Origin of the sequence: Burkholderia sp. D-99 (assembly GCF_011605345.1) — a bacterium.
In the GTDB taxonomy this organism is placed as follows: domain Bacteria; phylum Pseudomonadota; class Gammaproteobacteria; order Burkholderiales; family Burkholderiaceae; genus Burkholderia.
The window spans coordinates 95,273-117,924 of sequence record NZ_JAAOXM010000002.1; the positions used below are offsets into that span (position 1 = coordinate 95,273).

Below are 22,652 nucleotides of genomic sequence, written 5' to 3' on the forward strand. Positions count from 1 at the left end.
GATGCGACTAACGCCTGATCAATTCTTGGCCTTCGGCATCTGCGACACGAGCGACAGCCCGATGTCCATCCCTTCGACCTGGAAGTGCGGCACGATGAACAACTTGATCCGGAAGAAACCCGGGTTGTCGTCAATATCCTCGACCGTCACCTTCGCGTCGCGAAGCGGGTGCGATGCCTGCAGTTCATCGCCCGGATCCTTCATCTCGGTCACGAGCCCCTTGATCCAGCCGTTCAGTTCGAGTTCGAGCAGACGGCGATCCTTGGTCGTGCCGATGTTTTCGCGCTGGATCAGCTTCAGGTAGTGCGCGATGCGCGACAGCAGGAAGATGTACGGCAACCGCGCGTTGATGCGGCTGTTCGCCGTGGCCTCCTTCGTCTCGTACAGCGCAGGCTTCTGCGTCGAGCTCGCCGAGAAGAAGCACGCGAAGTCGTGGTTCTTGTAGAACGACAACGGGATGAAGCCGAGATTCGCGAACTCGAATTCGCGCGTTTCCGGGATCAGCACTTCGGTCGGAATCTTCGGCTGATAGCCGGTGCCGAGGTCGTACAGGTGGACCGGCAGATCCTCGACCTTGCCGCCCGCCTGTGGCCCGCGAATCTGCACGCACCAGCCATTGCTGACGAAGCTGCGCACCATGTTCGCCGCAAACGCAAACGATGCGTTCATCCACAGGTACTTGTTGTGATCAGGGCCCTTGACGGCCTCCTCGTAGTTGAACGCCCGCACCGGCGCCGTATCCTTGCCGTATGGCAGGCGACCGAGCACGCGCGGCATCGTCAGGCCAACATAGCGCGCGTCGTCGGTATCGCGGAAGCTCTTCCACTTGATGTACTCGGCGCGATCGAAGTAGTTGCCGATGTCCTGGATCGCCGCCACTTCCTCCATCGACTGCTTGCCGAAGAACGCCGGCCCGACCGAGCCGATGAACGGCATGTGCGCGGCGGCGGCCACCTTCGAGATGTTCCGCAGCAGCGCAACGTCCATCGGCGAATTCGCAAACTCGAAGTCGCTGATCATCGCGCTGATCGGCTGGCCGCCCGGCGTGTCGTATTCCTCGATGTACGTCAGACGATACAGGCCGCTCTGGATCAGTTCAGGCGTGTCCTCGAAATCGCGCTGCAGCGCATCCTTCGACACGTCCAGCACCTCGATTCGCGCGTTCTTGCGGAAATCGGTACGACTCACGAGCATCTTCAGGCCACGCCAGCGCGCTTCGAGTGCCTGGAATTCCGTCGCATGCATCACCGCGTCGAGTTGCCGGCCGATCTGCCGGTCGATCTGGCCGATATGGAAATCGAGCAGCGACTTGTCCAGCCGGTCGACCGGCTGGCTCGCCTTCGCCACGAGCTCGAGGAATGCGCCCATCCCGCGCGCGATCCGCTCGTCGGCCGACGCCTCGGACAGCATATCGTTGTCGCGGAACGCCTCGAGCGGCCGCGCTTCGTTGACGGGCTTCAGGTTGATCTTGCTGCACAGCGATGCATAGACGCTGTCGATATCCCCATGCGGGGCGTCCAGCACGACAGTCTCGGTCGCGCCGGTCTGCTGCGTTTCAGTGGGTTTCATCTCGGGTCCTGTCTGCGATCGAATCACTACGATGTTGCGGAATGCGCTGAACGCGCGCTTTGCCCAGCGTCGCTCACGCATGCCCTTCCGGCTGCGTCGCGGCGGTCGCGATCTGCGCGAGTTCGCCACGGAGCTTCGCGGACAGGCGGTCGTCCTTCAGCACCTTCTCGAACTCGCGGCGGAACGTGCCGTTGTCGAGCAGGTTCGATTTCAGGTCGCGCAACAGATTGCGCATCGCGAGGAGCGCCTGAAGCTCGGGAATCTGGCGCGCCACCTGCTCGGGCTCGAAATCCTTGATCGACCGGAACGACAGGTTGACGGGCAACTCCGAACCGTCGCCCGCCAGCGTGTTGTCCGCAGCGATCTTGAGATCCGGCGCGTAGTCGGCCAGCACGGCATCGAAGTTGTTCTTGTCGATGTTCACTTTCTTCCGCTCGGCCAGCGGCGCCTGCTCGCGACCGGCGCTGAAGTCGCCCGCCACCAGCAACTTCAGCGGCAGTTCGACCTTCTTTTGCGCCCCGCCCGTATGCAGATCAAGGGTGATCGACACCCGGCTCTTCGGGATCTCTCGCTGAAAGCTATCCAATTCGTTCTCCTTATCTCAGGAAGCTTGAAGACTCCGCGATGCGCACCCGCAATCGCCGGTGCACCGTCGTTCACGTCACCTTTGCCGAACCCCGCAACACGTATTGACGGACGACCGATCCGGATATTCGCGGCACGACATCCGAATCAGGCGGCAAAAAATATCACGCACTTTCATATGAAGTAAACCACCAAAATAAAAATTCGACCACCAACCACACACACGGCCTTGAAAATAATACTAGTACGAATACAAAATCCACTCACCCAGTGCAGCAGATCAAGATCCCCACATGTATCAAATCAATCAAAAACAACCAAAAACATCACACAAACCGTTGATTCCAATGAGATAAATTAAAATTCACCAATCACATCAATCCCATTAAAATCACGCACCACCCACCCATTCATTGGAGAACATCGCTCGATCACACAATCTCGAAATAAATCACACCCACATCTCGATATCAATGACACAATTGTCAACCATTCGATAAATACCGGGGTATACGAAATCAGAAAACGACGGTTAGAATCGGCGCCTCATAATTCCTAATCGATATAGACCACACCATGCGGATCGAAAAGCCGCTCTGGCATGAAGGGCTGATTCTTACGCAGCAGCATTTCCAGCAGCAGGACCGCTGGAACGGGTTCGCGCTGCAACAGTTGGCGTCGGCCATCGCCGTATCGCCTTGGGGTACGCTGAACGTCGACATCGACGAAGAAGCACTGGCCTCCGGCCGCCTGAAGCTCACACGGCTGCGACTGCGCTTCCCGGATGGCACGCCGGTCGACACGACCGTCACCGACACGCTGCCGCCCGCTCGCGACCTCGTCGGCGACATTCCAGCCAATATCCAGACAGTCGATGTACTCGCCGTACTCGCGCTGCCCGATGCGAACGGCAGCAACTGCCGTTTCGACGAAACGGCGCTGGCCCGGCCGCGACGGGCATACCGGGAATTCGTGAAGGTGATGGATCTGAACGGCACGGCGGAAACCGAAATCGCCGCCGAGCGCCACGCGGTCCGGTTGCTGTATGGCTACGAATCGCACGCCGACGATACGGCATGCGCGATAGCCCGCCTGACACGCACGACGAGCGGCCAGTTCCAGATCGATCGCGGATATGTGCCGCCCTGTCTGTCGCTGTCGGGTCATGCACTGCATATCGAGCGCATCCGGCGGCTTGCGGATATCCTCGCCGCCAAGAGCGCGCTCCTCGGTGCGCGCCGCAGCGAACGGATCGAGCAGGTGGCTGAATACGGCGTCGCCGACGTCCAGCTCTTCTGGCTCCTGCACTGCATTCATCAAGCGTGGCCGCAACTGCGCTTCCTCGCGTCGCATCCGGCGCAGCCCACGGATCACCTGTATCAGGTACTCGCGCAGTTGGCGGGATCGTTGACCACGTTCTCGACACGCGTGTCGCTGACCGACATCCCGCCTTACGATCACGCCGCTGCACATGACGTCTTCGCGACTCTCGAATCGCTGATCCGCGATTTGCTGGACACGATCATCCCGTCGCGCGTCGTGTCGATCGGGCTTTCGCACACGACGCCCACAACCTGGGCCGGCCAGTTCCGCGACGAGCGCATCGTCGAAGGCGCGACGGACTGGTACCTGTCCGTCAACGCCGCGCTGCCGGCATTCGAACTCGTCGAACAGTTTCCGCGCCTGTGCAAGATCGGCGCGCCGGACGACGTCGAGCACATCGTCAATTCCGCGGTGGCCGGCATTCCACTCAAGGCCGTGCAGCGCGTGCCCGGCGCCATTCCGGTCCGGCTGGACAACCACTATTTCGCGCTCGATGCGCATGACGCCGCGCATGCGCGGATGCTCGCCGCACGCGCGTGCCAGATCTACCTGCCCGCGTCGATTCCGGACGCATCGATCGAACTCTATGCGGTGCTGCGCTGATGAATGCCATCGTCTCCACTCGTCACGAATCCGCGCTGCTGGCGCGGGAGCCATCATCCGGCCGCTTGCCCGGACCCTCAATGCGGGCGCTGCTGCGCGATACGGCGCTGCTCGTCACCCATCTGTCGAACGGTGGGCAGGTCGACAGCCAGGAGAACCTGCGTCAGCAGTGCGTCCGGCTCATCGCGCAGTTCGCGACGGCACTCGATGCGCAAGGAATTGCCACCGATATCCGGGACGACGCCGTCCTCGCGCAATGCGGGCTGATCGATGAAGCGGCATTGCGTTACCTTCCCGCATCGGACAAAGGGAACTGGGAGTCCAAACCGCTACAGGTCGAGCGCTTCGGCACTCACGATGCGGGAACCCGCATCTACGAGCGCCTCGAGCACCGGATGCGCGAACCCGCGCCGAACGTCGACCTGCTCGAATGCTATGCGGCCGTGCTCGGCCTCGGATTTCGTGGCCGTTATGCGGCCCGCTCGGGCCTGTCAGCGGATGCCAACGAACGCGAAGCGCAACGTCAGGCCGTAGTCGCTGCACTGGTCGCGCGGATCGATCAGTTGCGACCGGCCGTGCGGCCAGGGTTCGTCATCGATCGCTCGAACACGCGGCTGATAGACCGGCTCAGAGGCCTGTCGCCGTGGGCGATTGCAGCCATGGCATGCGTGATCGCGATATGCGTGTGGTTCGCGTGGGATCGCATCCTCGACGCGGAACTGGCACAGCTCGTCCAAAAAGCGAAGCGGCCGTGACTTCCGATACTGTTCTCCCACCGGTGGCAACACGCGCCGACTCCGATGCCGCCCGCGGGGCCCTGTCGGGCCTCGGCTACCCACTGCGCGCGGTCGTGATGGTATCGGCCACACTGGCGCTTGCCGTCATCGGATGGGTTTTGCCCGTCGACCACGGCGTCATGTGGGGATTGATTGCGATCGTCGTCGCGCTTTCGGCGCTGATCGTCTGGTTGCATTCACGCAGATTGACGCACGCACGCGAACGAAACGTGCACGTGATTGCGCAACTCGGCGCGGCGACCGCCGACCTGCCCGTCGCGCTGCGCACCAGGATGCCGCTCGCCCTCGTCACAGGGGACGGCTTGCCCGCCTTGTTCGATCGCGACGCGTCGCGATCGCAGTTCGTTCACGTCGGCGACGGCGCAATCTGGTTGCGGGCCGATCGTCCCCAGGATCTTCCCCGCCTTGCCGTCGCCGTCCGCCAGTGGCGGGACGGTCAGGCACCCGATTGCGTCGTGCTGTCGGTCGCGCCGGTACTTCATGCGAACGACGATGTGCTGTCGCAGACCCTACGCGTGATCCGGCAGGCCGTTGCAGACACGTCGCGCATGCTTGGCGCGTCGCTGCCGGGCTACGTCGCGATCTATCAGCGACTTTCCGATACGGCCGTTTCAACAGAGCCGGCGGCCCAGTGGTATGGCGTATCGGCAGGCTCACCGATCACGGACATGCACCGTTTCGACTCCGCGATCGACGCAGCCGAGTCCGATGCCCTCCATGCCGACGGAAGCCGCGCGGCCGCGGCTCGCGCCGCTGGGATCGGATCAATGATCGGATGGACTCGCCGTACCGTATTCGACACGCTCACGGATCGACGCCAGCCTGCGTCGTCCTGGCCGTTGTTCGGCGCCGGCTGGATCGACCATGGTCCCGCGACGGGCCCCGGCAAGCCATGGGAACGTGACGTCCGATCGCGCATCGGTATCGCTCCGGCCGCGCTGCCTGCATCGCCCTCCCCATGGCCGGTGCCGCAGCCGTTGATCGACGCGATGCCACGCCGGTCGCGGCGATCACCACGCCTCACCGCAGTCGCGCATGTCGCCGCGATCATTGCTTGCACAGCCACCGCCGCCATCTGCGGCGCCGCGAAAAACAACGAAACGCTGATGACCCGAATCGGCGAACACATCGAGCGCTACAACCGACTCCCCGCCAAGCAGGACGCCGCAAAGCGCGACGCGCTCAAAGCCCTTTCGTCGGATCGTGACCAACTCGACCGGTATGCCCGCATCGGCGTTCCGCTCCGACTGTCGTTCGGCACGTATCGCGGCGCTCAACTGCTACCGTTGCTCGACGAAACGATCGCCTCCTACGAACCGCCCGCGCCGCCTCCCGCCGTCATCACGCTGGACAGCATGTCGCTGTTCGACAGCGGCAAAGCGCAACTGAAGCCTGGCACCACGCGCGCGATGGTCGATGCGCTTGAGTTGATCAAGGCGCATCCCGGCAAGCGCGTGCTCGTCGCCGGCTATGCGGACGACCAGGGCCGCCCCGACCACAACTTGAAACTGTCGATCGACCGAGCGACTGCCGTGCGCGACTGGCTCGTCGATGCGTCGGGTTTGCCGACGACGCAATTCGCGATTCAGGGCTACGGCGATACGCGACCGGTCGCGGACAACGCCACGCCGGAAGGACGGGCGAAAAATCGCCGGGTCGAAATCACGCTAGTGCCCGATATGCCGACGCCGGCCGCTTCGATCCGCACCGCGATGTAACACGCGTTTTGGTTCCCGGGGAATCCGCCCCGGGTTTGTCAGCGCCGGAATCCGGTTCCGGCAATTCGCAGTACGAAGAAGAAGGAGTGAAAAAATGGCAATTCCGGCCTACATGTGGCTCAAGGACGACGGCGGTGCGGACATCAAGGGTTCGGTGACCGTCCAGGATCGCGAAGGCAGCGTCGAACTGGTCGCGTTCGATCACGGCGTGCACATTCCGACCGACGGCAACACGGGCAAGCTCACCGGCACGCGCGTGCACAAGCCGATCACGCTGACGAAAGAGACGGACGCGTCGACGCCGTATTTGTACAAGGCGGTGACGAGCGGCCAGACGCTGAAGTCGGTCGAGATCAAGTGGTACAAGATCGACGACGCGGGCAAGGAGAAGGAGTACTTCAACACGAAGCTCGACAACGTGAAGATCGTCGCCGTGAAGCCGAAGATGCTCGACATCAAGAACCCCGACTACGAGAAACACAACCATCTCGAAGACGTCGAACTGCGCTACGAGACGATCACGTGGTCGTACAAGGACGGCAACATTATCCACAAGGACACGTGGAACGAACGTTCCTGATGCGCTGACCGACTGGTGGAATCCGGCACGCTCGTGCGCCGGGTTCCGCTCCGCCGATCGCCCATTCGCAATCGCCCCCCTAGGTTCGCATGTGCATCGCCCGACGCACGCCCTCCTCCCTTCCTGATCCGCTATCGACATGACGCCGCCTCTCCGGGACGCCTCCCATCTCATTCGCCGCCTCAATCCCCATTGCACACGCGCGCTCGAAGCCGCAGCAAGCCTTTGCCAAACCCGGCTCGCGGACGAGATCGCGGTCGAGCACTGGGTGCTGAAACTGATCGAAGCGGACGACGGCGACATTCCGGCGATCCTGCGCCACTACGATCTCGATATCGATGCGGTTTGGGATGCGTTGATCGACGTGATCAACCGCATGCCACGCACGTTGCGCGGCATGCCGGCGCTGTCACGGCAGCTCGCCACGGTGATCGAGGATGCGTGGACGCATGCGATGTCGGACGATTCCGACGGCACCATTCGCTCGGGCCATCTGCTGCAGGCGATCGTCGACGCGCCGCACGTCTTGCGCACGCAACGTGCGTGGCCGCTCTTGTCGGTGTCAAGCGCGCAGATCCGACGCGTGCTGCCCCGGATCGGGCGACGTTCATCCGAGAACGCGTCCGATGAAATGACGTTGCCGCCGAAAACGCCGCCAGCCGTCGGTCACACCGGCAATGCAGCGACGGAAGCCTCCATCGATCGTCACGCCCGACAGGCACCGTCTCGCGCCACCGACGACAACGCACTCGCGCGCTTTGCGCTCGACCTGACCGAAAAGGCCCGCCGTGGCGAGATCGACCCCGTCTTCGGACGCGATCGGGAGATCCGGCAGATGATCGACGTGCTGGCGCGCCGCCGCAAGAACAACCCGATCCTGGTCGGCGAGCCGGGTGTCGGCAAGACCGCGCTAGTCGAGGGGCTCGCATTGCGCGTGGTCGAAGGCAGCGTGCCGGAAACGATCCGCGACACGCGCATCCTGACACTCGACCTCGGCTTGCTGCAGGCCGGCGCAGGCGTGAAGGGCGAATTCGAGCAACGACTTAAGAACGTGATCGACGAGGTGCGGACATCGGCGACACCTATCCTGCTGTTCATCGACGAAGCGCATACGCTGATCGGTGCGGGCAACGCGGTGGGCGGTGCCGATGCGGCCAACCTGCTCAAGCCAGCGCTCGCGCGCGGCGAGTTGCGCACGATCGCGGCAACCACGTGGGCCGAGTACAAGGAATATTTCGAACGCGACGCCGCGCTCGAACGGCGCTTCCAGATCATCAAGGTCGACGAGCCGGACGACGACACGGCTTGCCTGATGCTGCGCGGGCTCGCAAGCCGCTATGCGAAGCATCACGACGTCCACATCCGCGACGAAGCGATCGTCGCGGCCGTGCGGCTGTCGCGCCGCTACATTCCGGCCCGGCAGCTGCCCGACAAGGCCGTCGATCTGATCGACACGGCGGCCGCGCGTGTGCGCATGGCGCTCGACGTGCCGCCAGTGGAGCTGCAGCAGGCACGCGCGACACTGACCGCACTCGAACTGGAACGCGCCGCGCTCGATGCGGATTCCCGTGCCGGGATCGGCGACGTCGCCGAGCGGTGCGCCATGATCGACACGGAACACGACGCCGTGCGCGACACCGCCGACATGCTGCTCGGCCAGTACACGCGAGAACGCGAACTCGTCGACGTCTTGCGCACCGTTCGCGGCGCGGCCGGCCCCGCGCCCGATCCAGCGGCCCTTTCCAATGCCATCGATGCGCTGTCGACCGTTCAGGGCAAGTCGCCGATGATCGCCGCGGACGTTGATGCGCAGGCCATCGCGCGCGTCGTCGCGGAATGGACCGGCGTGCCGGTCGGCAATCTCGTCGACGACGAACTGCGAAGCCTGCTCGCGCTCGAAGCGACGCTCGCCGCGCGCGTGGTTGCGCAGGACGATGCGATCGGTGCGCTGGCGGAGAGCCTGCGTACCGCCAAGGCCGGCCTGAAGAACGAGCACGCACCGCTGGGCGTGTTCCTGCTCGCCGGGCCGTCAGGCGTCGGCAAGACCGAAACCGCGCTGGCACTCGCCGACCTGCTGTTCGGCGGCGAAGCTGCATTGACGACGATCAACCTGTCGGAGTACCAGGAAGCGCATACGGTATCGCAACTCAAGGGCTCGCCGCCCGGCTACGTGGGTTACGGACGCGGCGGTGTGCTGACCGAAGCCGTGCGTCAGCGTCCGTACAGCGTCGTGCTGCTGGACGAAGTGGAGAAAGCGCATCGCGACGTGCTCGACATTTTCTATCAAGTGTTCGACCGCGGCACGATGCGCGACGGCGAGGGACGCGAGATCGATTTCCGCAACTGCGTGATCGTGATGACTTCCAATCTCGGCAGCACGCAAATCGACGACGCAACGACCGAGGATCCTGCGATCTCACACGCAGCACTACGCGAAGCCGTTCATCCTCCGTTGGTCGCGCACTTCCAGCCCGCATTGCTCGCACGCTTTCAGACGCTTGTCTACCGACCGCTCGGCGCTGCGGCGCTCGCGTCTATCGTGCGGATCAAGCTGAACAAGATCGCCGAACGCCTGCATCGGCAACACACTGTGACATTGGCGTGCACGGACGATCTGATCGAATCGATCGCGCGGCACTGCGTATCGCGTGAATCTGGCGCACGCAGCGTCGACGCGTTCCTGAACCAGCGCGTGCTGCCGGTCGTGTCCCGCGAGCTGCTTGGACGGATGGCAACGGGCATTACGCCAGGAAAGATCCTGCTGTCGACCGCTACCGAAGGAACGTTGACGATCGACTTCGTCGATGCGCCGACGGCCGCCGAAACCAGCACCGCACAATGGAACAACCGATGACCGCCGGCCCCTCCCTCTACGACATGCTGCTCGGCCAGATCGGCGGAGAACCGATCGGCGCCTACGACGACCGGACGCTCGAATGCCTGAGCGTGCAGCAAAACCTACGCCGCATTCTCAATACGCGGGCCGGTGCGCTCAAGCACCTGCCCGACTACGGGCTACCCGATCTCACGAACATCTACAAGGCACTGCCCGCATCCGCGCACCTGCTCAAACAGCAGATGGAGGCGACGCTGCTGAAGTACGAGCCGCGCATTCGCTCGATCGACGTCGCGATCGTCGACAACCGCGATCCCGGCATCCTGGTCAGCTTCGAGATGACGTGCCACCTGAAGAACACCGGGCTCGTGCGTTTCGGCACCTACTTCGAGCCGCCGGGGCGCCTTCGCATCGAACGGCGCGTCGATCGGTCATGATCGCGCGCGTGCCGGCTATCGAACCTTCGCCATTGCGGTTTACCCCAGCGCGTATCCGAATACTCGCCGACACCATAAGCAAAACCGTACGCATACACACGCTCGCCCCAGCCCGTCACGATTTTCGATGTCGAAAGCGCGCGGCAATTGCATGACCTGCTCAGCCAGCTGCCGCTGTTTCCGTATATGGAGCTCGAGGTACGGGCGCTTTGCCGGCATCCGTCTTCGATTCGGGAAGACGATCGGTGAACGACCGACAAGCCGTGGAATTCGCGGTGCATCGTCTCGACCGAGGCGGACGAAGTACCACGGGATTCCGATGCGATTGCGCCGGCGTTCGCGGCGCACGTATCGGTGCAGCCCTTAATACGTTTCAAGGCTTTGCCTCCGGCAAGCCTGCCTGATCCAGACGCCCCGCCGCCCACTCCACGAAGACTGCGCTTTCCGCCACACCGCATCCGCGCCCGACGCCGCGGTGCAGCGACGCCTGCCCGCCAGCGAAGAAGAATTAGCGGCAAATTCAGGACTATTCAGGCGCATCGTGGCAACTTCTCTCGTGTCGTGCCGGCACGGAAATCGGTCGCACTTTGCCCGTTGCCCGTCAACCCGCAGCGCACGCGCCGCGAAACTGACTGGCCCGGTCTCCACCGCGGCCGGTCGCCGTTCGCGCGTGCGATCGGGATACCGATCGAACGATTCGCCGCGCCGCACCCGGATCACCCACTTCACAGAACAAGCACCGCCCGCAATCGCGTACCCGAGGTCGCCACCTTTCGCTTGCCATGCGCTCAACCATCCAGCCCGCTTCTCGCGCGACGCTATTGCGTGGCGTCCTGTCCGGCGTCCGTCCGTATCTGAAGTGGCAGCCCGTCACGCCCGCGCAGTTCATGTACGCCGTCCTGTTCTGCGCCGGCGGCAGCGTCGCCGTGGCCGCTGCCACGTGGGCATGCCTCGCGTGGCATGTCGAGTATCCGACCGCCAGCCTCGTGTTGCGGCTGGTGATCGTCGTCCTCGCGATATTCGGCTCGTTGCTGTCGTCCGTCCTGTTTGCGGTGCTTGGCGGCGCCCTCCTGGACTACTATTTCACGGTGCCCTATTTCGCGCTGACGGTCAGCCGGACACAAGACATCGTCGCGCTTGCAACGTTCCTGGTCACGACGCTCATCGTCTGCGCGATGATCCGGCATATCCGTGTCCTCGGGCACATCCAGCACGAACAGGCCCGCCTGCTGGACCTCACGAACGACAGCATCTTCGTGCGCGACGAAAACGATACGATCAAGTACTGGAATCGCGCTGCGGAAACCCTGTACGGATGGAAAAGCGCCGACGCGATCGGCCGGCATGCGCACACGCTGCTCAAGACGGTCTTCCCCGTGCCGCTCGATGAGATCGACGCCATCCTGAAGGGCACCGGTCACTGGGAAGGCGAGCTCGTGCATACGAGCCGCGACGGCAAGATACTCGTCCTCGCGAGCCGATGGTCCATGCAGGTCGATGCCGTCGGCGAACTGCGCGGCATCCTCGAAAGCAACACGGACATCACGCAGCGCAAACTGGCCGAGCAGGCGCTGCGCCGCAGCGAGGAGGAATTCCTCGCCGAAGTGCAACGCCTGAGCCGCACCGGCAGCTTCGGCTGGAATATCGCGACCGCCGCCGTTTCGTGGTCGGCGGAGACATTCCGGATTCTCGAGTACGACACCGCGACCACGCCCTCCATCGCGCTGTTCGCGGCCCGCCTGCATCCCGAAGACGCCGGCGCCTTCCAGGTCGCGCTGACGGCCGCCACCCGATCGAGAGGCTGCCTCGATTTCCATGCACGATTGCTGATGCCCGACGGAACCGTCAAGCATGCCCACCTGGTCGCCCATCCGCTCGACGACGCGCAGCAAAGCGCGCAGTACGTCGGCGCGGTGATGGACGTCAGTGCCGCGCGACAGGCCGAGGACCAGATTCGCTCGACCCGTGCCGAACTCGAGCGCGTTGCGCGCGCAACGATGTTGGGTGCGCTCAGCTCGTCCATCGCGCATGAGGTCGGCCAGCCACTGTCGGCAATACTGACCTTCGGGCAGACCGCCCAGCGCTGGATCGCGCGCGATCCGCCCGAGCTCGACGAAGTGCGTGCCTGCCTCGACGGCGTGATTTCCAGCAGCATGCGTGCCGCCAGTATCGTGCAGCGGGTTCGCGACCTGACGTCGCGCTCCGCCGCCGTGCAGCGCGACGAGCTGGCATTGAACGACGTCGTCGAGGAAACCGTCGCGTTGCTCAACGGGGAATTGGCGCATCACGGCATCGCGTTGCGCGTCGACCTCGCGGCCGGCCTCCCGCCGATCTCGGGCAACCGGATCCAGCTTCAACAGGTGTTGATGAACCTGCTCGTGAACGCAATACAGGCGATGGCCGGCCTGCCCGATGGCGTGCGCCACCTCGTCGTCACGTCGCATCTGGAACAAAACGGCCACGTCGCGGTCGCGCTGCGGGATTCCGGAACCGGCATTCGCGACGAAGACATCGACCGGCTGTTCGACGCGTTCTTCACGACGAAGCCGGCCGGCATGGGTATCGGCCTGTCGATCTGCCAGTCGATCATCGAATCGCACTGCGGACGCGTATGGGCGACCAACAACACGGATCGCGGCTCGACCTTCACCTTCTCGCTGCCGCCAGCGTGAGCGTCGGCATCGCCGCGGCGCGATCCGCGGCATCTCATGCGTCCGGACCGAAGACGCGCCCGCGAACGGCGGGCGCATCGTCCGGGCCGACCGCCGGAAGTCATTCCATGTGCGCGCCGAATCCGACCTTCTCCGGCGCGATCCCGGCCTTCAGCGTCAACGCCGGAATCTCGTAGTCGCCCGCGTTCTGCCGCCGGAACGGAATCGGCTGCGTGGTCCACAGATCGTCGAGACGCCTGCCGAGCGCCGCGCGCGTTTCGTCGAAGCGCGCTTCGTTCATCTTTCCCGTCCGGTAGATCACGAACGGCGGCAGCACGTCGAAACCCGGGTAATACAGCATCCCGTGCTGAATCGGAAACAGCACGTCGTCGATCGGCCCGTTGATACCGCGCGGGCTGTAGTGCGACTCCCATCCGCCCGCCGTGACGATCAGCATCGCGCGCTTGCCGGCGAACGACCCTTCGCCATAACGATTGCCCCAATGCCTGTCGGAATGCTCGCCGACACCGTAGGCAAAACCGTACGCATACACACGCTCGACCCAGCCCTTCATGATCGCCGGCATCGAGAACCACCACAGCGGAAACTGCAGGATCACCGCATCGGCCCACCTCAGCTTGTCCTGCTCGCGCGCGATGTCTTCGCTTTGCGTGCCCGTCGCGAACGCGTGCTTCGAGTCGAGCGACGGATCGAAACGCGCGTCGGGCGCGCGATCGGTCACGTCGTTCGCGTCGAACGCCGCCTTCCAGTTCATCGCATACAGGTCCGTCACCCGCACGTCGTGACCCGCCGCTTCGAGATGCTCGACGGCAAAGTCGCGCAGCGCGCCGTTCAGCGAACGCGGTTCCGGATGGGCATAAACGATCAGCACATTCATGTTCGTCGCTCCGTTGATTGAATGACTGCAGGATGACGCCGCCGACGGTATATTTGAAATGAATTCCTGATATTCCAGGTATAGCCATGAATAATCTCAGACGACTCGATCTGAACCTGCTCGTCACGCTGGACGTGCTGCTCGCCGAGCACAACGTCACGCGCGCGGCCGAGAAGCTGAACATGTCGCAGCCGTCGGTGAGCGTGCAGTTGCAGAAACTGCGCGACCTGTTCGGCGATCCGCTGCTATTGCCGGGGCCGCGCGGGATGCGGCCCACCGCGCGCGCGGAAGCGCTGCGCGAGCCGTTGCGGGACGCAATCGAAGCGATCGAACGCGCGGTGACTCCCGCCACGCCGTTCGATCCCGCGACCGCGACGAACACGTGGCGCGTGGCCGCGACCGACTACGGCGAATCGACGATCGTGCTGCCCGCGCTGAACACGCTGCGTTCGGCCGCACCCGGTACGCGGCTGGCCGTCGTCGAGCTCGTACCGCCGCGCATCGAGCAGGATGCGGAGCGCAGCGGCATCGATCTGGCATTCCATACGACCGAGGGTTCGCCGGCCGGCATGCGGCGCCTGCCGCTGTTCGTCGAGCGCTACGTGCTGATCGGCCGCGCCGGGCATCCGAAGCTGAAGCGGCGCCCGACGCTCGCGCAGTTCGGCGCGCTCGAACACGTGATCGTGTCGCCCGATGGCGGCGGCTTCTTTGGCGTGACGGACGAAGCGCTCGCGAAAGTGGGCGCCACGCGGCGCGTCGTGCTGTCCGTGCCGCATTTCCTGTTCGTGATGTCGGCCGTCGCCAGCACCGATCTCGTCGCGATGCTGCCCGAGCGGCTGGTGCGCGACGTGCCCGCGCTGCGCGTCGTGGAAGCGCCGGTCGACGTGCCCGGCTATGAAATGTCGATGCTGTGGCACGAGCGCGTGCATCGCGATCCGGCGCATCGGTGGCTGCGGGAGACGATTGCGGCATCGGTATAAGCCAACGACGGCGGCCTGATTCGCCACGGCGGCGGGGACGGCTTGCCGGACGGCGCCCGATTGCCGGCTTCGGTCGCCTTCGCCAGGGCCGCCCGGCCCTGCTGCAAGATTCTTCATTCGGGACTTGAAACCGCCTCCAACACTGTATATATTTACAGTGCTTTTTGCACCATTTGACCCGAATTCCGTCACCCATCGACGGACGGATTTTTGTGAGGCGACCATGTTCCAGTCATCCGCATTCGATCCCGAGCAACCCGGTTTCAACCCGATCCACTTCGAGCGCGCCGCGCGGCAGGCGGTCGTCGATCTTCAACGCGTCGTCGGCGCCCCCGCGCAGCGGGCGCTCGGCCTGCGGCGGCGCAGCCATCCGGCCGCGGTCCGCACGATGAGCTGGCAGGCGCTGTTGAATGTCGAGGAGCTTGCGTTCTCGAACGCCGGTTTCCTGAACCGCAACGATCCGACCGTCGTCGATGCATTCATCCGGCTGCGCGACAGCCGAATGGTCGCGGCGGACATCGAGGAAGCCGTCGACTGGAAGCGCGACGACGACGATCTGCCTGCCGTCTATCTGATCGTCAAGGCGATGCTCGAAGCGGAAGAGACAGAGACACAGCGCGTCGAGATCGACTGACCCCGGCGGCCGGCGCGGCCTTCCGGTCAGGCCGCGCCGGCGCAAGCGCCGAATCCCGGGAAAGCGCATGCCATCGCGGCCACGCGCAGCCGCGCCATCGAGCAATCAGAGCCGCGCCGCGAGCCGCGCGCCCTGATCGATCGCGCGCTTCGCGTCGAGTTCGGCGGCCAGATCCGCGCCGCCGATCAGGTGCACCGAACGCCCGGCCGCCTGCAGCGGTGCGAGCAGCGCGCGCTGCGGCTCCTGCCCCGTGCAGAGCACGATCGTGTCGGCTTCGATCAGCTCGTGATCGGTGCGCTGCTCGCCGTACGACACGTGCAGCCCGCGCGCATCGATCAGCTCGTAGTTCACGCCGCCGATCATCTTCACCTGCTTCATCTTCAGCGTCGCGCGGTGAATCCAGCCGGTGGTCTTGCCGAGCCCCTTGCCGAGCGGCGCAGCCTTGCGCTGCAGCAGCGTCACTTCACGCGCGGGCGCCGTGACCTGCGCACGCGTCACGCCGCCACGCGTCGCGGCCGGGTCGGTCACGCCCCATTCGGCCTTCCACTCTTCCAGATCGAGCGCAGGCGATTCGCCGTCCTGCACCAGATACTCGGCGACATCGAAGCCGATCCCGCCCGCGCCGACCACCGCGACACGCCGTCCGACCGGCTGCCTGCCCGCGAGCACGTCGATATAGCTGAGCACATTCGGCCCGTCCTGCCCCGGAATCTTGGGGTCGCGCGGCGCGACGCCGGTCGCGAGCACGATCTCGTCGTAGCCGCCCGCGATCAGCTCGCTCGCGTCGACGCGGCGGTTCAGGTGCAGGTTCACGCCGGTCAGCTCGACCTGGCGGCCGAAGTAACTCAGCGCCTCGTGAAACTCCTCCTTGCCCGGAATCCGCTTCGCCATGTTGAACTGGCCGCCGATCTCCGCCGCGCCGTCGAACAGGTCGACCTGATGGCCGCGCTGCGCGAGCACGGTCGAGCACGCGAGCCCGGCCGGCCCCGCGCCGACCACCGCGATGCGCTTCGGCTGCGGTGCGGGCGTGTATTTCAGCTCCGTCTCGTGGCACGCGCGCGGATTCAGCAGGCACGACGCGACCTTGTTCTTGAACGCGTGATCGAGGCACGCCTGGTTACAGCCGATACAGGTGTTGATCTCGTCGGCACGGCCCTGCGCGGCCTTGACCACGAACTCGGCATCCGCGAGCAGCGGGCGCGCCATCGACACCATGTCCGCGCAGCCGTCCGCGAGGATCTGCTCGGCCACTTCGGGACGGTTGATCCGGTTGGTGGTCACGAGCGGAATACCGACCTCGCCCTTCATCTTCTTCGTCACCCACGCGAACGCGCCGCGCGGCACCGACGTCGCGATCGTCGGCACGCGCGCCTCGTGCCAGCCGATCCCCGTGTTGATGATGGTCGCGCCCGCGCGCTCGACGGCCTTCGCGAGCTGCACGGTTTCGCTCCAGTCGCTGCCGTCGGGAATCAGGTCGAGCATCGACAGCCGGTAGATCAGGATGAAATCGCGGCCGACCGCTTCGCGCGTGCGCTCGATGATCTCGATCGGCAGCCGGATGCGGTTCTCGTGCGATCCGCCCCACTGGTCGGTGCGCTTGTTCGTATGCATCGAGATGAACTGGTTGATCAGGTAGCCTTCGGAGCCCATGATCTCGACGCCGTCATACCCGGCTTCACGCGCGAGCTTCGCGCAACGCACGAACGCGCGGATCTGCCGCTCGACACCGCGCGCGCTCAGCTCATGCGGCGCAAACGGCGAGATCGGCGACTTGATCTTTGACGGCGCGACCGCGAACGGGTGATAGCCGTAGCGGCCGGTATGCAGGATCTGCAGCGCGATCTTGCCGTCCTCCGCGTGCACGGCGTCCGTGATCTCGCGATGCCGCCGCGCGGCGGCCGACGTCATCAGCGTGCCGCCGAACGGCTTGGTCCAGCCGGCCACGTTCGGCGCGAAACCGCCCGTCACGATCAGGCCGACACCGCCGCGTGCGCGTTCGGCGAAATATTCGGCGAGTCGCGGCAGCGTCTTGCGGCTGTCCTCGAGGCCCGTGTGCATCGAGCCCATCAGCACGCGGTTCTTCAGCGTCGTGAAGCCGAGATCGAGCGGTGCGAGCAGGTGGGGAAAGGTCGTGGTCATGATGAGCGTGCCAATAAGCGATGCGTGACATCGTAGGCGCGCGCCGCCTTGAACGTGAGGGGGCAAACAGCCATAATGCTTGTCATTTCCGGCCAAAACGACATGACTTCCCCGCTCGCCAAGGATCGCCTCGGGCTGCGCCGGCCGACGATTCCGGTCGCCTATACACGCCTGCTGCTGCAGGCGCTTGCCGCACGCGGGGTCGACCTGGCCGCCGTGCGCGCCGGCACGGGCCTGCGCGATGCGGTACTGGCCGAACCGGACGCGCGCGTCGCGCCGTCGCAATGGGGGCGGCTCGTGCTCAATGCGATCGAGATCGGCGGCGATCCGGGCATCGGGCTCGCGTTCGGGCTGCTGCTGAAGCCGACCGTGCACGGCTTTCTCGGCTACGCGACACTGACCGCGCGGGACATCCGCGAGGCGCTGTCCGTCACGCAGCGCTACTTCCGGATGCGCAACCGCCAATATCGCCTGACCTATGAAGAAGACGAGCGCGGCTCGACGCTCGAACTGCACGGCGTGCAGGCGAGCCCCGTGCTGCAGCATCACGTGATGTTCGAGTTCGTGCTGACCGGGCTCGCGCAGAACATCTCGCAATGGGCCGGGCGCGCGTCGCCGCCGATCGCGCTGCAATTCGCGTGGCCGGAGCCGCCCTATTTCGCACGCTATCGCGACCAGTTGCCGCCGGTCGAATTCGGCTGTGCCGCCAACGCGCTGTGGATCGCGCGCGACGTGCTCGACTGGCCGCTGCCGCTCGCCGACGAAGTCGCGCACCGGCAAGCGCTCGTGCAGGTAGAGCGTGAGTATGCGCAAGTACGCCAGGAGGAAGGCGATCTGGTGGAACGCGTGCGCGCGGAGTTGGCGCATGCAGCAGGCGATTACCCTGGGCCGGACACGCTCGCCGATGCGCTGCTCGTATCGACGCGCACGCTGCGGCGCCGGCTCGAGGAAGCCGGGTCGAGCTATCGGCAGTTGCTCGACGAAGCACGGTGTCGCGACGCGAAGCAGTTGCTCGCGGCGTCGGATCTCGACCTGAAGACGATCGCCGAGCGGCTGCAGTTCACCGACCCGGCGAATTTCACGCGCGCGTTCCGGCGCTGGGCCGGGCAGACACCGAGCGCGTATCGGGAAGCGGCGGCCGGCGCACCCGAACGCAAATAACGCCGGGCCGCCGGTAGCAGGCTCCGGCTGCGCGCGGACTTCAGTGCCACGCGCCGGGCAATCCGCCACCCGGCCATGCCGGGCGGTCGGCCAAACGCGTTGGCGTATGATGAGCGCCACATCAAAACGACGTCGCGCGAATCGGCGCCCTCTCCGACCCATGCCCAATCTCACCACCGTGATCGAGGCGACGATCGACTGCGTCGATACCAACCTCATCCGAGTCAAGGCCGATGTCAGGAACACCCCGTCATACCGCGTGACGATGCAGAACGTCTGCTACTTCGTCACGGCCAGCGACGTCGACGAGGACGCGTTCAAGCAGATCGAACAACTGAAGCCCGGCATGCCGGTGCGCGCGTGCACATTCGAGCATCGCGGCCGTCGCCGGATCGCGTGGATCAGGAGCGACAAGCTGGCGATCGCCCCCTACGACGTGGTCGCGCAAACGCGGCGGAACCTGTCGCTTCTAGCCTGGGCGTCGTGCCTGCTCGTGCTGAGCTTTGGGCTCGCTGCCGCGGCACTTCATTCGGGCTGGGCGTTCGTCTCGGCACTGGCCACTGTCGCGGGCATCGTTACGCTGATGGGCACCCTGCTCGCCATCGGCGGCTTGTCCGACCTGATCTTCCAGCCGCAGCGACGCGAAGCCCAGCAGAGCTGGCCAGGCGCACCGTCCGGTTTCGACGTGGAGCGGAGCCGCCCATGACGAACCACGCGATGCAGACCGTCTCGGGCCGCGTCACGGCAATCGACCAGCAATCGATCGAGACGAAGATCTGGAGCAACAACCTGGGCTCGACCACGCAAAGCATCGAGGAAATCACGCTCCACCTCGAATCGCTCGCGTCCCCCCTCGTGTTCAGGACCAACCGGACGACGCGCCTGTTCATCGCCGACGGCGACCGGTTGAATGTCGCCTATGCCGACGTCCAGGATCGCCAGATCGTCTACGGCATCCGCAACATGACCGACGGTTCGGCTTATCTGCTGCGTCCCGCCAAAGTCGCCAGCGCCCGGACCGACCTCACCGTCATGCTTCTTTGCGTGGTCGCCGCCGCCGTGGTCAGCGCAATCGTATCCGTGGTGACACTCAGCACGGAATCGACGTTCGACGTGTTTGCGCTGATCAGCGCGTGTGCAATCGGATTGGGCGTGCTGAGTGCGATCCTGCGGATCCTGTTCGGCGTGATCCTGTGGCCCGAAATCAGGAGACTAGCGCAGCCGGGCGGCAAACGCGAAATGACCGCGGCAACGACAGCGCTGTCGATCACGCAGGAAGAAACCCGGCACGTGCGCATCATCTGATCGTGCCGGGCGCGGCCACTGCGCGAGCGAACGAGACACAACCAGGATCGCATCGCCGCGATCACCGCCGGACTCGCCGTCAGCGCGCGCCGCTCGTTCAGGTCGAAGCGGATCCGCGCGACTGCACATCGTCGCCGAGGTAAATCCGCGCGCCGCCATCACCCTCGCCCGCTTCGATCCGCACATCGCCGGTCGCGGCGACGATCGCGTCGTACACGTCATCGGTCACGCACACCACCGGCACCGCGATCGCATACAGCTCGGCAGCCACGATCGCGCCGATCGAGATGATCAGGTCGCGCTCCTTCAGCACGATCCCGACCGGCCCCGTGCCGTTGCGCACGGCTTCCGCGAGCACGCTGCTGCTCGAGCTCGAGCCCTTCGCGTGCGGCATCACCATCATCTTGCCGGCGAGGCTCGCACCGGCCTGCGGATGCCCGCGATCGACGATCTTGCCCGCACCCGAGTCGTAGCCGCCCCAGAAGCTGAGCGGCTTGTCGAGCACGAACGCTTGCGCGCATGCGCTGCCCGGCACGAGCGTGTCGCCCGTCAAACCCTTGCCCGTCGCATCAGTCATCGAATCGCACCTTTCCTTCGATCGCCGAACGCACGCATTCGCGCATGCTGCCGTACGCGACCGTCACGCCGATATTCGCGGGCGCATACGACGCCCACTTCCCCGAATTGGTCATCACCAGCCCCGACAGCTGCTTCATCACCGGCGTGATGTACGTGCAGGTGTCGACGACGATCTGGATGCCGCGCGCAGCGAATTTCTCCGCGAGGCCGGCTTCGCCCAGCTCCCACAGGATGAACCGGCTCGTGTTCACGTAGAAATCGCAGGCCGGCTTGCCGTCGAACGCGTCGAGCAAGGCGTCGAGCGTGCGGAATTCGGCCAGCGAGAAATGCGGCGTGCCGAGCGCCACGGCGACGAGCGCGTCGCCGGCCGCGCCGTGGTTCAGCGTGCGGCGAATCTCGTCGAGATCGGCCATCGCGACATCGACCGTCCGTTGCGCCGCTTGCCCGTGCAACGCGGCGTCGAGCGTGGGCGCTTCCGGCGTCACGCCGACCGCATGAAACAGCGCGACGGCCCCGCTCGACGCGGCGGCCGCCCCCAGCGCCTTGAGTTCGTCTTCGGTGGTGTCCGCCGGCAACCCGACGATCGCCGGCACGACCGCGCCCGCGATCCGGCCGATCAGCAGCCCGAGCGCGGCGAAATGGATGTCGCGCGACGGCAGGCGGCTGAAGTCCGGCGCGTTGAACACGATCCGCGCGGCGCGGTTCGCTTCGACATGCAGCCCCGCGTACGGCGCACGCCCGGTGATCGCGGCCGCCAGGTCGAGAAAATCGCCGTACCGGCTCGTCCGCGCGCCGAGCACCGAGTTCGCAAACACGATCGCGTTCGATTCGGCCCACGCGATCTGCTCGCCTTTCGCGGGACGGTTCTTCAGCTGGTACGGCGCGCACGTGAAGCTCGATTCGCACCCGAGCTGCAGGTGCGCGTCCATCAGGCGCTGCGCGTCGCGCTGGATCGTGCGGTCGCCGTGGTACAGCTCGGGGTGGATCAAGTCGAGCGACCCGACGTTCAGCGTGGTCGGCACCGCGACCTTCGCACCGGTGTCGACGAAATACTCGACGAAGTCGAGGCTGGTCTGGCCGTGGTAAAGGCAGCCGTCGATATGCGCGGACGTGATGTCGATCAGGTGCGGCGCGGACATCACTTGCGCCGTGCGCGCGACGATCCGCATCGCGCGCGCGACGCCATCGCCGAAATCCCCGCGCAGCATGGCACTGTCGCGGTCACTCAACTGCAGCATCGGTTGCTCCTCTGACGCGTGCCGGCGGCGCCGGCCCGTGAAATTCGTCAGGGGACTCTACAACTGGAAATAAAAACTGTCCAGATCATCGCTGATCCGGACAGTCTAAAAAACCAATTCTCAGTCTGGAGGGTGATTGATGCTGGCAATGGCTCGAATTCCGCTCCAGTTTGCCGCCGATCCGTCTAGCGTTCCGCGGTCACACTGAACAGCTCGTCGCGCAGCGCCTTCGCGCGGTCGCGGCCGAACTGCGTCTCGAATTCGTCCTGTGCGGCCTGCCACGCGACCAACGCCCGCGCGAACGTGCGCTCGCCCGGCTTCGTGAGGCTCAGCGCATGCGCACGCGCATCGTGCTCGGACGCGGCCGTCGCGACGAAGCCGTCGCGCTGCAGCGGCTTCAGCGCGCGCAGCAGCGTCGTGCGATCCATCACGAGCGTATCGGCGAGTTCGCTCATCAGCAGGCCGGGCTTGCGCGTCAGGTTCGCCATGATCGAGAACTGGGCGGGCGTGACGCCAACCGGGGCCAGATGGCGTTCGTACAGTTGCGTGACGAAGCGCGCCGCCTGACGCAGCGCGAGGCAGTTGCACGCCTGGGCAATCGAGGTGTCGTTCATGCTCC

General features: G+C 65.1%; 19 protein-coding genes and 2 pseudogenes. 13 read left to right on the forward strand and 8 right to left on the reverse strand.

The window, feature by feature from the left end; genetic code table 11:
• Positions 1-18: 18 nt before the first annotated feature.
• On the reverse strand, positions 19-1,569 hold the full coding sequence (gene tssC / locus HAV18_RS07435) for a type VI secretion system contractile sheath large subunit (RefSeq protein WP_166954348.1): 1,551 nt from the start codon (positions 1,567-1,569) through the stop codon (positions 19-21).
• Between the two features lie 73 nt (positions 1,570-1,642).
• The gene (gene tssB, locus HAV18_RS07440; RefSeq protein ID WP_034185094.1) at positions 1,643-2,155 is read right to left on the reverse strand and encodes a type VI secretion system contractile sheath small subunit; all 513 of its coding nucleotides are present in this window, start codon (positions 2,153-2,155) and stop codon (positions 1,643-1,645) included.
• Positions 2,156-2,730: 575 nt separating this feature from the next.
• Between tssB and tssK the strand changes: the two genes are divergently transcribed.
• The 6 genes from tssK (at position 2,731) to tssE (ending at position 10,448) form a co-directional block, all read left to right on the forward strand.
• The gene (gene tssK / locus HAV18_RS07445) at positions 2,731-4,080 is read left to right on the forward strand and encodes a type VI secretion system baseplate subunit TssK (protein ID WP_166954356.1); all 1,350 of its coding nucleotides are present in this window, start codon (positions 2,731-2,733) and stop codon (positions 4,078-4,080) included.
• Positions 4,080-4,835, forward strand: coding sequence for a DotU family type IV/VI secretion system protein (locus HAV18_RS07450; RefSeq protein ID WP_166954358.1), 756 nt, complete (start codon positions 4,080-4,082; stop codon positions 4,833-4,835). The genes tssK and HAV18_RS07450 overlap by 1 nt, the downstream gene beginning before the upstream one ends.
• Positions 4,832-6,595, forward strand: coding sequence for an OmpA family protein (locus HAV18_RS07455; RefSeq protein ID WP_407062408.1), 1,764 nt, complete (start codon positions 4,832-4,834; stop codon positions 6,593-6,595). The genes HAV18_RS07450 and HAV18_RS07455 overlap by 4 nt, the downstream gene beginning before the upstream one ends.
• A gap of 94 nt (positions 6,596-6,689) precedes the next feature.
• The gene (locus HAV18_RS07460; protein WP_006479553.1) at positions 6,690-7,175 is read left to right on the forward strand and encodes an Hcp family type VI secretion system effector; all 486 of its coding nucleotides are present in this window, start codon (positions 6,690-6,692) and stop codon (positions 7,173-7,175) included.
• A 139-nt stretch (positions 7,176-7,314) separates the two neighbouring features.
• Positions 7,315-10,029: a type VI secretion system ATPase TssH gene (gene tssH / locus HAV18_RS07465; RefSeq protein ID WP_166954360.1), complete on the forward strand. Its 2,715-nt coding sequence runs from the start codon at positions 7,315-7,317 to the stop codon at positions 10,027-10,029.
• Positions 10,026-10,448 (forward strand): type VI secretion system baseplate subunit TssE, encoded by a 423-nt coding sequence (gene tssE, locus HAV18_RS07470; RefSeq protein ID WP_166954362.1) that lies wholly within the window; start codon positions 10,026-10,028, stop codon positions 10,446-10,448. The genes tssH and tssE overlap by 4 nt, the downstream gene beginning before the upstream one ends.
• On the opposite strand, the pseudogene HAV18_RS39810 reads toward tssE, so the two are convergent.
• A pseudogene (locus HAV18_RS39810) lies at positions 10,444-10,570 on the reverse strand (flavodoxin family protein); the annotation flags it as partial. The gene tssE and the pseudogene HAV18_RS39810 overlap by 5 nt on opposite strands.
• Here HAV18_RS39810 and HAV18_RS07480 point away from each other — a divergent pair.
• Both HAV18_RS07480 and HAV18_RS07485 read left to right on the forward strand, forming a co-directional pair.
• Positions 10,563-10,697 (forward strand): annotated as a pseudogene (locus HAV18_RS07480) (muconolactone Delta-isomerase family protein); the annotation flags it as partial. The pseudogenes HAV18_RS39810 and HAV18_RS07480 sit on opposite strands and share 8 nt — an antisense overlap.
• Positions 10,698-11,230: 533 nt before the next feature.
• Entirely contained in the window at positions 11,231-13,120 is a 1,890-nt protein-coding gene (locus HAV18_RS07485) for an ATP-binding protein (RefSeq protein WP_166954364.1), read from the forward strand.
• 100 nt (positions 13,121-13,220) lie between these two features.
• Here HAV18_RS07485 and HAV18_RS07490 read toward each other — a convergent pair whose 3' ends face one another.
• Entirely contained in the window at positions 13,221-13,997 is a 777-nt protein-coding gene (locus tag HAV18_RS07490; RefSeq protein ID WP_166954366.1) for an NAD(P)H-dependent oxidoreductase, read from the reverse strand.
• 86 nt (positions 13,998-14,083) lie between these two features.
• On the opposite strand from HAV18_RS07490, the gene HAV18_RS07495 reads away from it, so the two are divergent.
• The gene (locus tag HAV18_RS07495) at positions 14,084-14,977 is read left to right on the forward strand and encodes a LysR family transcriptional regulator (protein WP_166954368.1); all 894 of its coding nucleotides are present in this window, start codon (positions 14,084-14,086) and stop codon (positions 14,975-14,977) included.
• Between the two features lie 223 nt (positions 14,978-15,200).
• Positions 15,201-15,611, forward strand: coding sequence for a DUF2471 family protein (locus HAV18_RS07500; RefSeq protein WP_166954370.1), 411 nt, complete (start codon positions 15,201-15,203; stop codon positions 15,609-15,611).
• A 105-nt stretch (positions 15,612-15,716) separates the two neighbouring features.
• Here HAV18_RS07500 and HAV18_RS07505 read toward each other — a convergent pair whose 3' ends face one another.
• The gene (locus tag HAV18_RS07505; RefSeq protein ID WP_166954373.1) at positions 15,717-17,750 is read right to left on the reverse strand and encodes an NADPH-dependent 2,4-dienoyl-CoA reductase; all 2,034 of its coding nucleotides are present in this window, start codon (positions 17,748-17,750) and stop codon (positions 15,717-15,719) included.
• Between the two features lie 75 nt (positions 17,751-17,825).
• Between HAV18_RS07505 and HAV18_RS07510 the strand changes: the two genes are divergently transcribed.
• The 3 genes from HAV18_RS07510 (at position 17,826) to HAV18_RS07520 (ending at position 20,216) form a co-directional block, all read left to right on the forward strand.
• Entirely contained in the window at positions 17,826-18,911 is a 1,086-nt protein-coding gene (locus HAV18_RS07510) for an AraC family transcriptional regulator (protein ID WP_166954376.1), read from the forward strand.
• Between the two features lie 178 nt (positions 18,912-19,089).
• A complete protein-coding gene (locus HAV18_RS07515; protein ID WP_347814737.1) occupies positions 19,090-19,617 on the forward strand; it encodes a hypothetical protein in 528 nt (175 codons plus the stop codon).
• Positions 19,614-20,216 (forward strand): hypothetical protein, encoded by a 603-nt coding sequence (locus HAV18_RS07520; RefSeq protein WP_166954380.1) that lies wholly within the window; start codon positions 19,614-19,616, stop codon positions 20,214-20,216. Before HAV18_RS07515 ends, HAV18_RS07520 begins: the two co-directional genes overlap by 4 nt.
• 97 nt (positions 20,217-20,313) lie before the next feature.
• On the opposite strand, the gene HAV18_RS07525 is transcribed toward HAV18_RS07520, so the two are convergent.
• The 3 genes from HAV18_RS07525 to HAV18_RS07535 all read right to left on the reverse strand — a co-directional run bounded on the left by HAV18_RS07525 (position 20,314) and on the right by HAV18_RS07535 (position 22,647).
• The gene (locus HAV18_RS07525) at positions 20,314-20,793 is read right to left on the reverse strand and encodes an aconitase X swivel domain-containing protein (protein WP_166954382.1); all 480 of its coding nucleotides are present in this window, start codon (positions 20,791-20,793) and stop codon (positions 20,314-20,316) included.
• Positions 20,786-22,033, reverse strand: coding sequence for an aconitase X (locus tag HAV18_RS07530; RefSeq protein ID WP_166954384.1), 1,248 nt, complete (start codon positions 22,031-22,033; stop codon positions 20,786-20,788). Before HAV18_RS07530 ends, HAV18_RS07525 begins: the two co-directional genes overlap by 8 nt.
• 185 nt (positions 22,034-22,218) lie before the next feature.
• Positions 22,219-22,647, reverse strand: coding sequence for a MarR family winged helix-turn-helix transcriptional regulator (locus HAV18_RS07535; protein WP_166954385.1), 429 nt, complete (start codon positions 22,645-22,647; stop codon positions 22,219-22,221).
• Positions 22,648-22,652 lie beyond the last annotated feature (5 nt).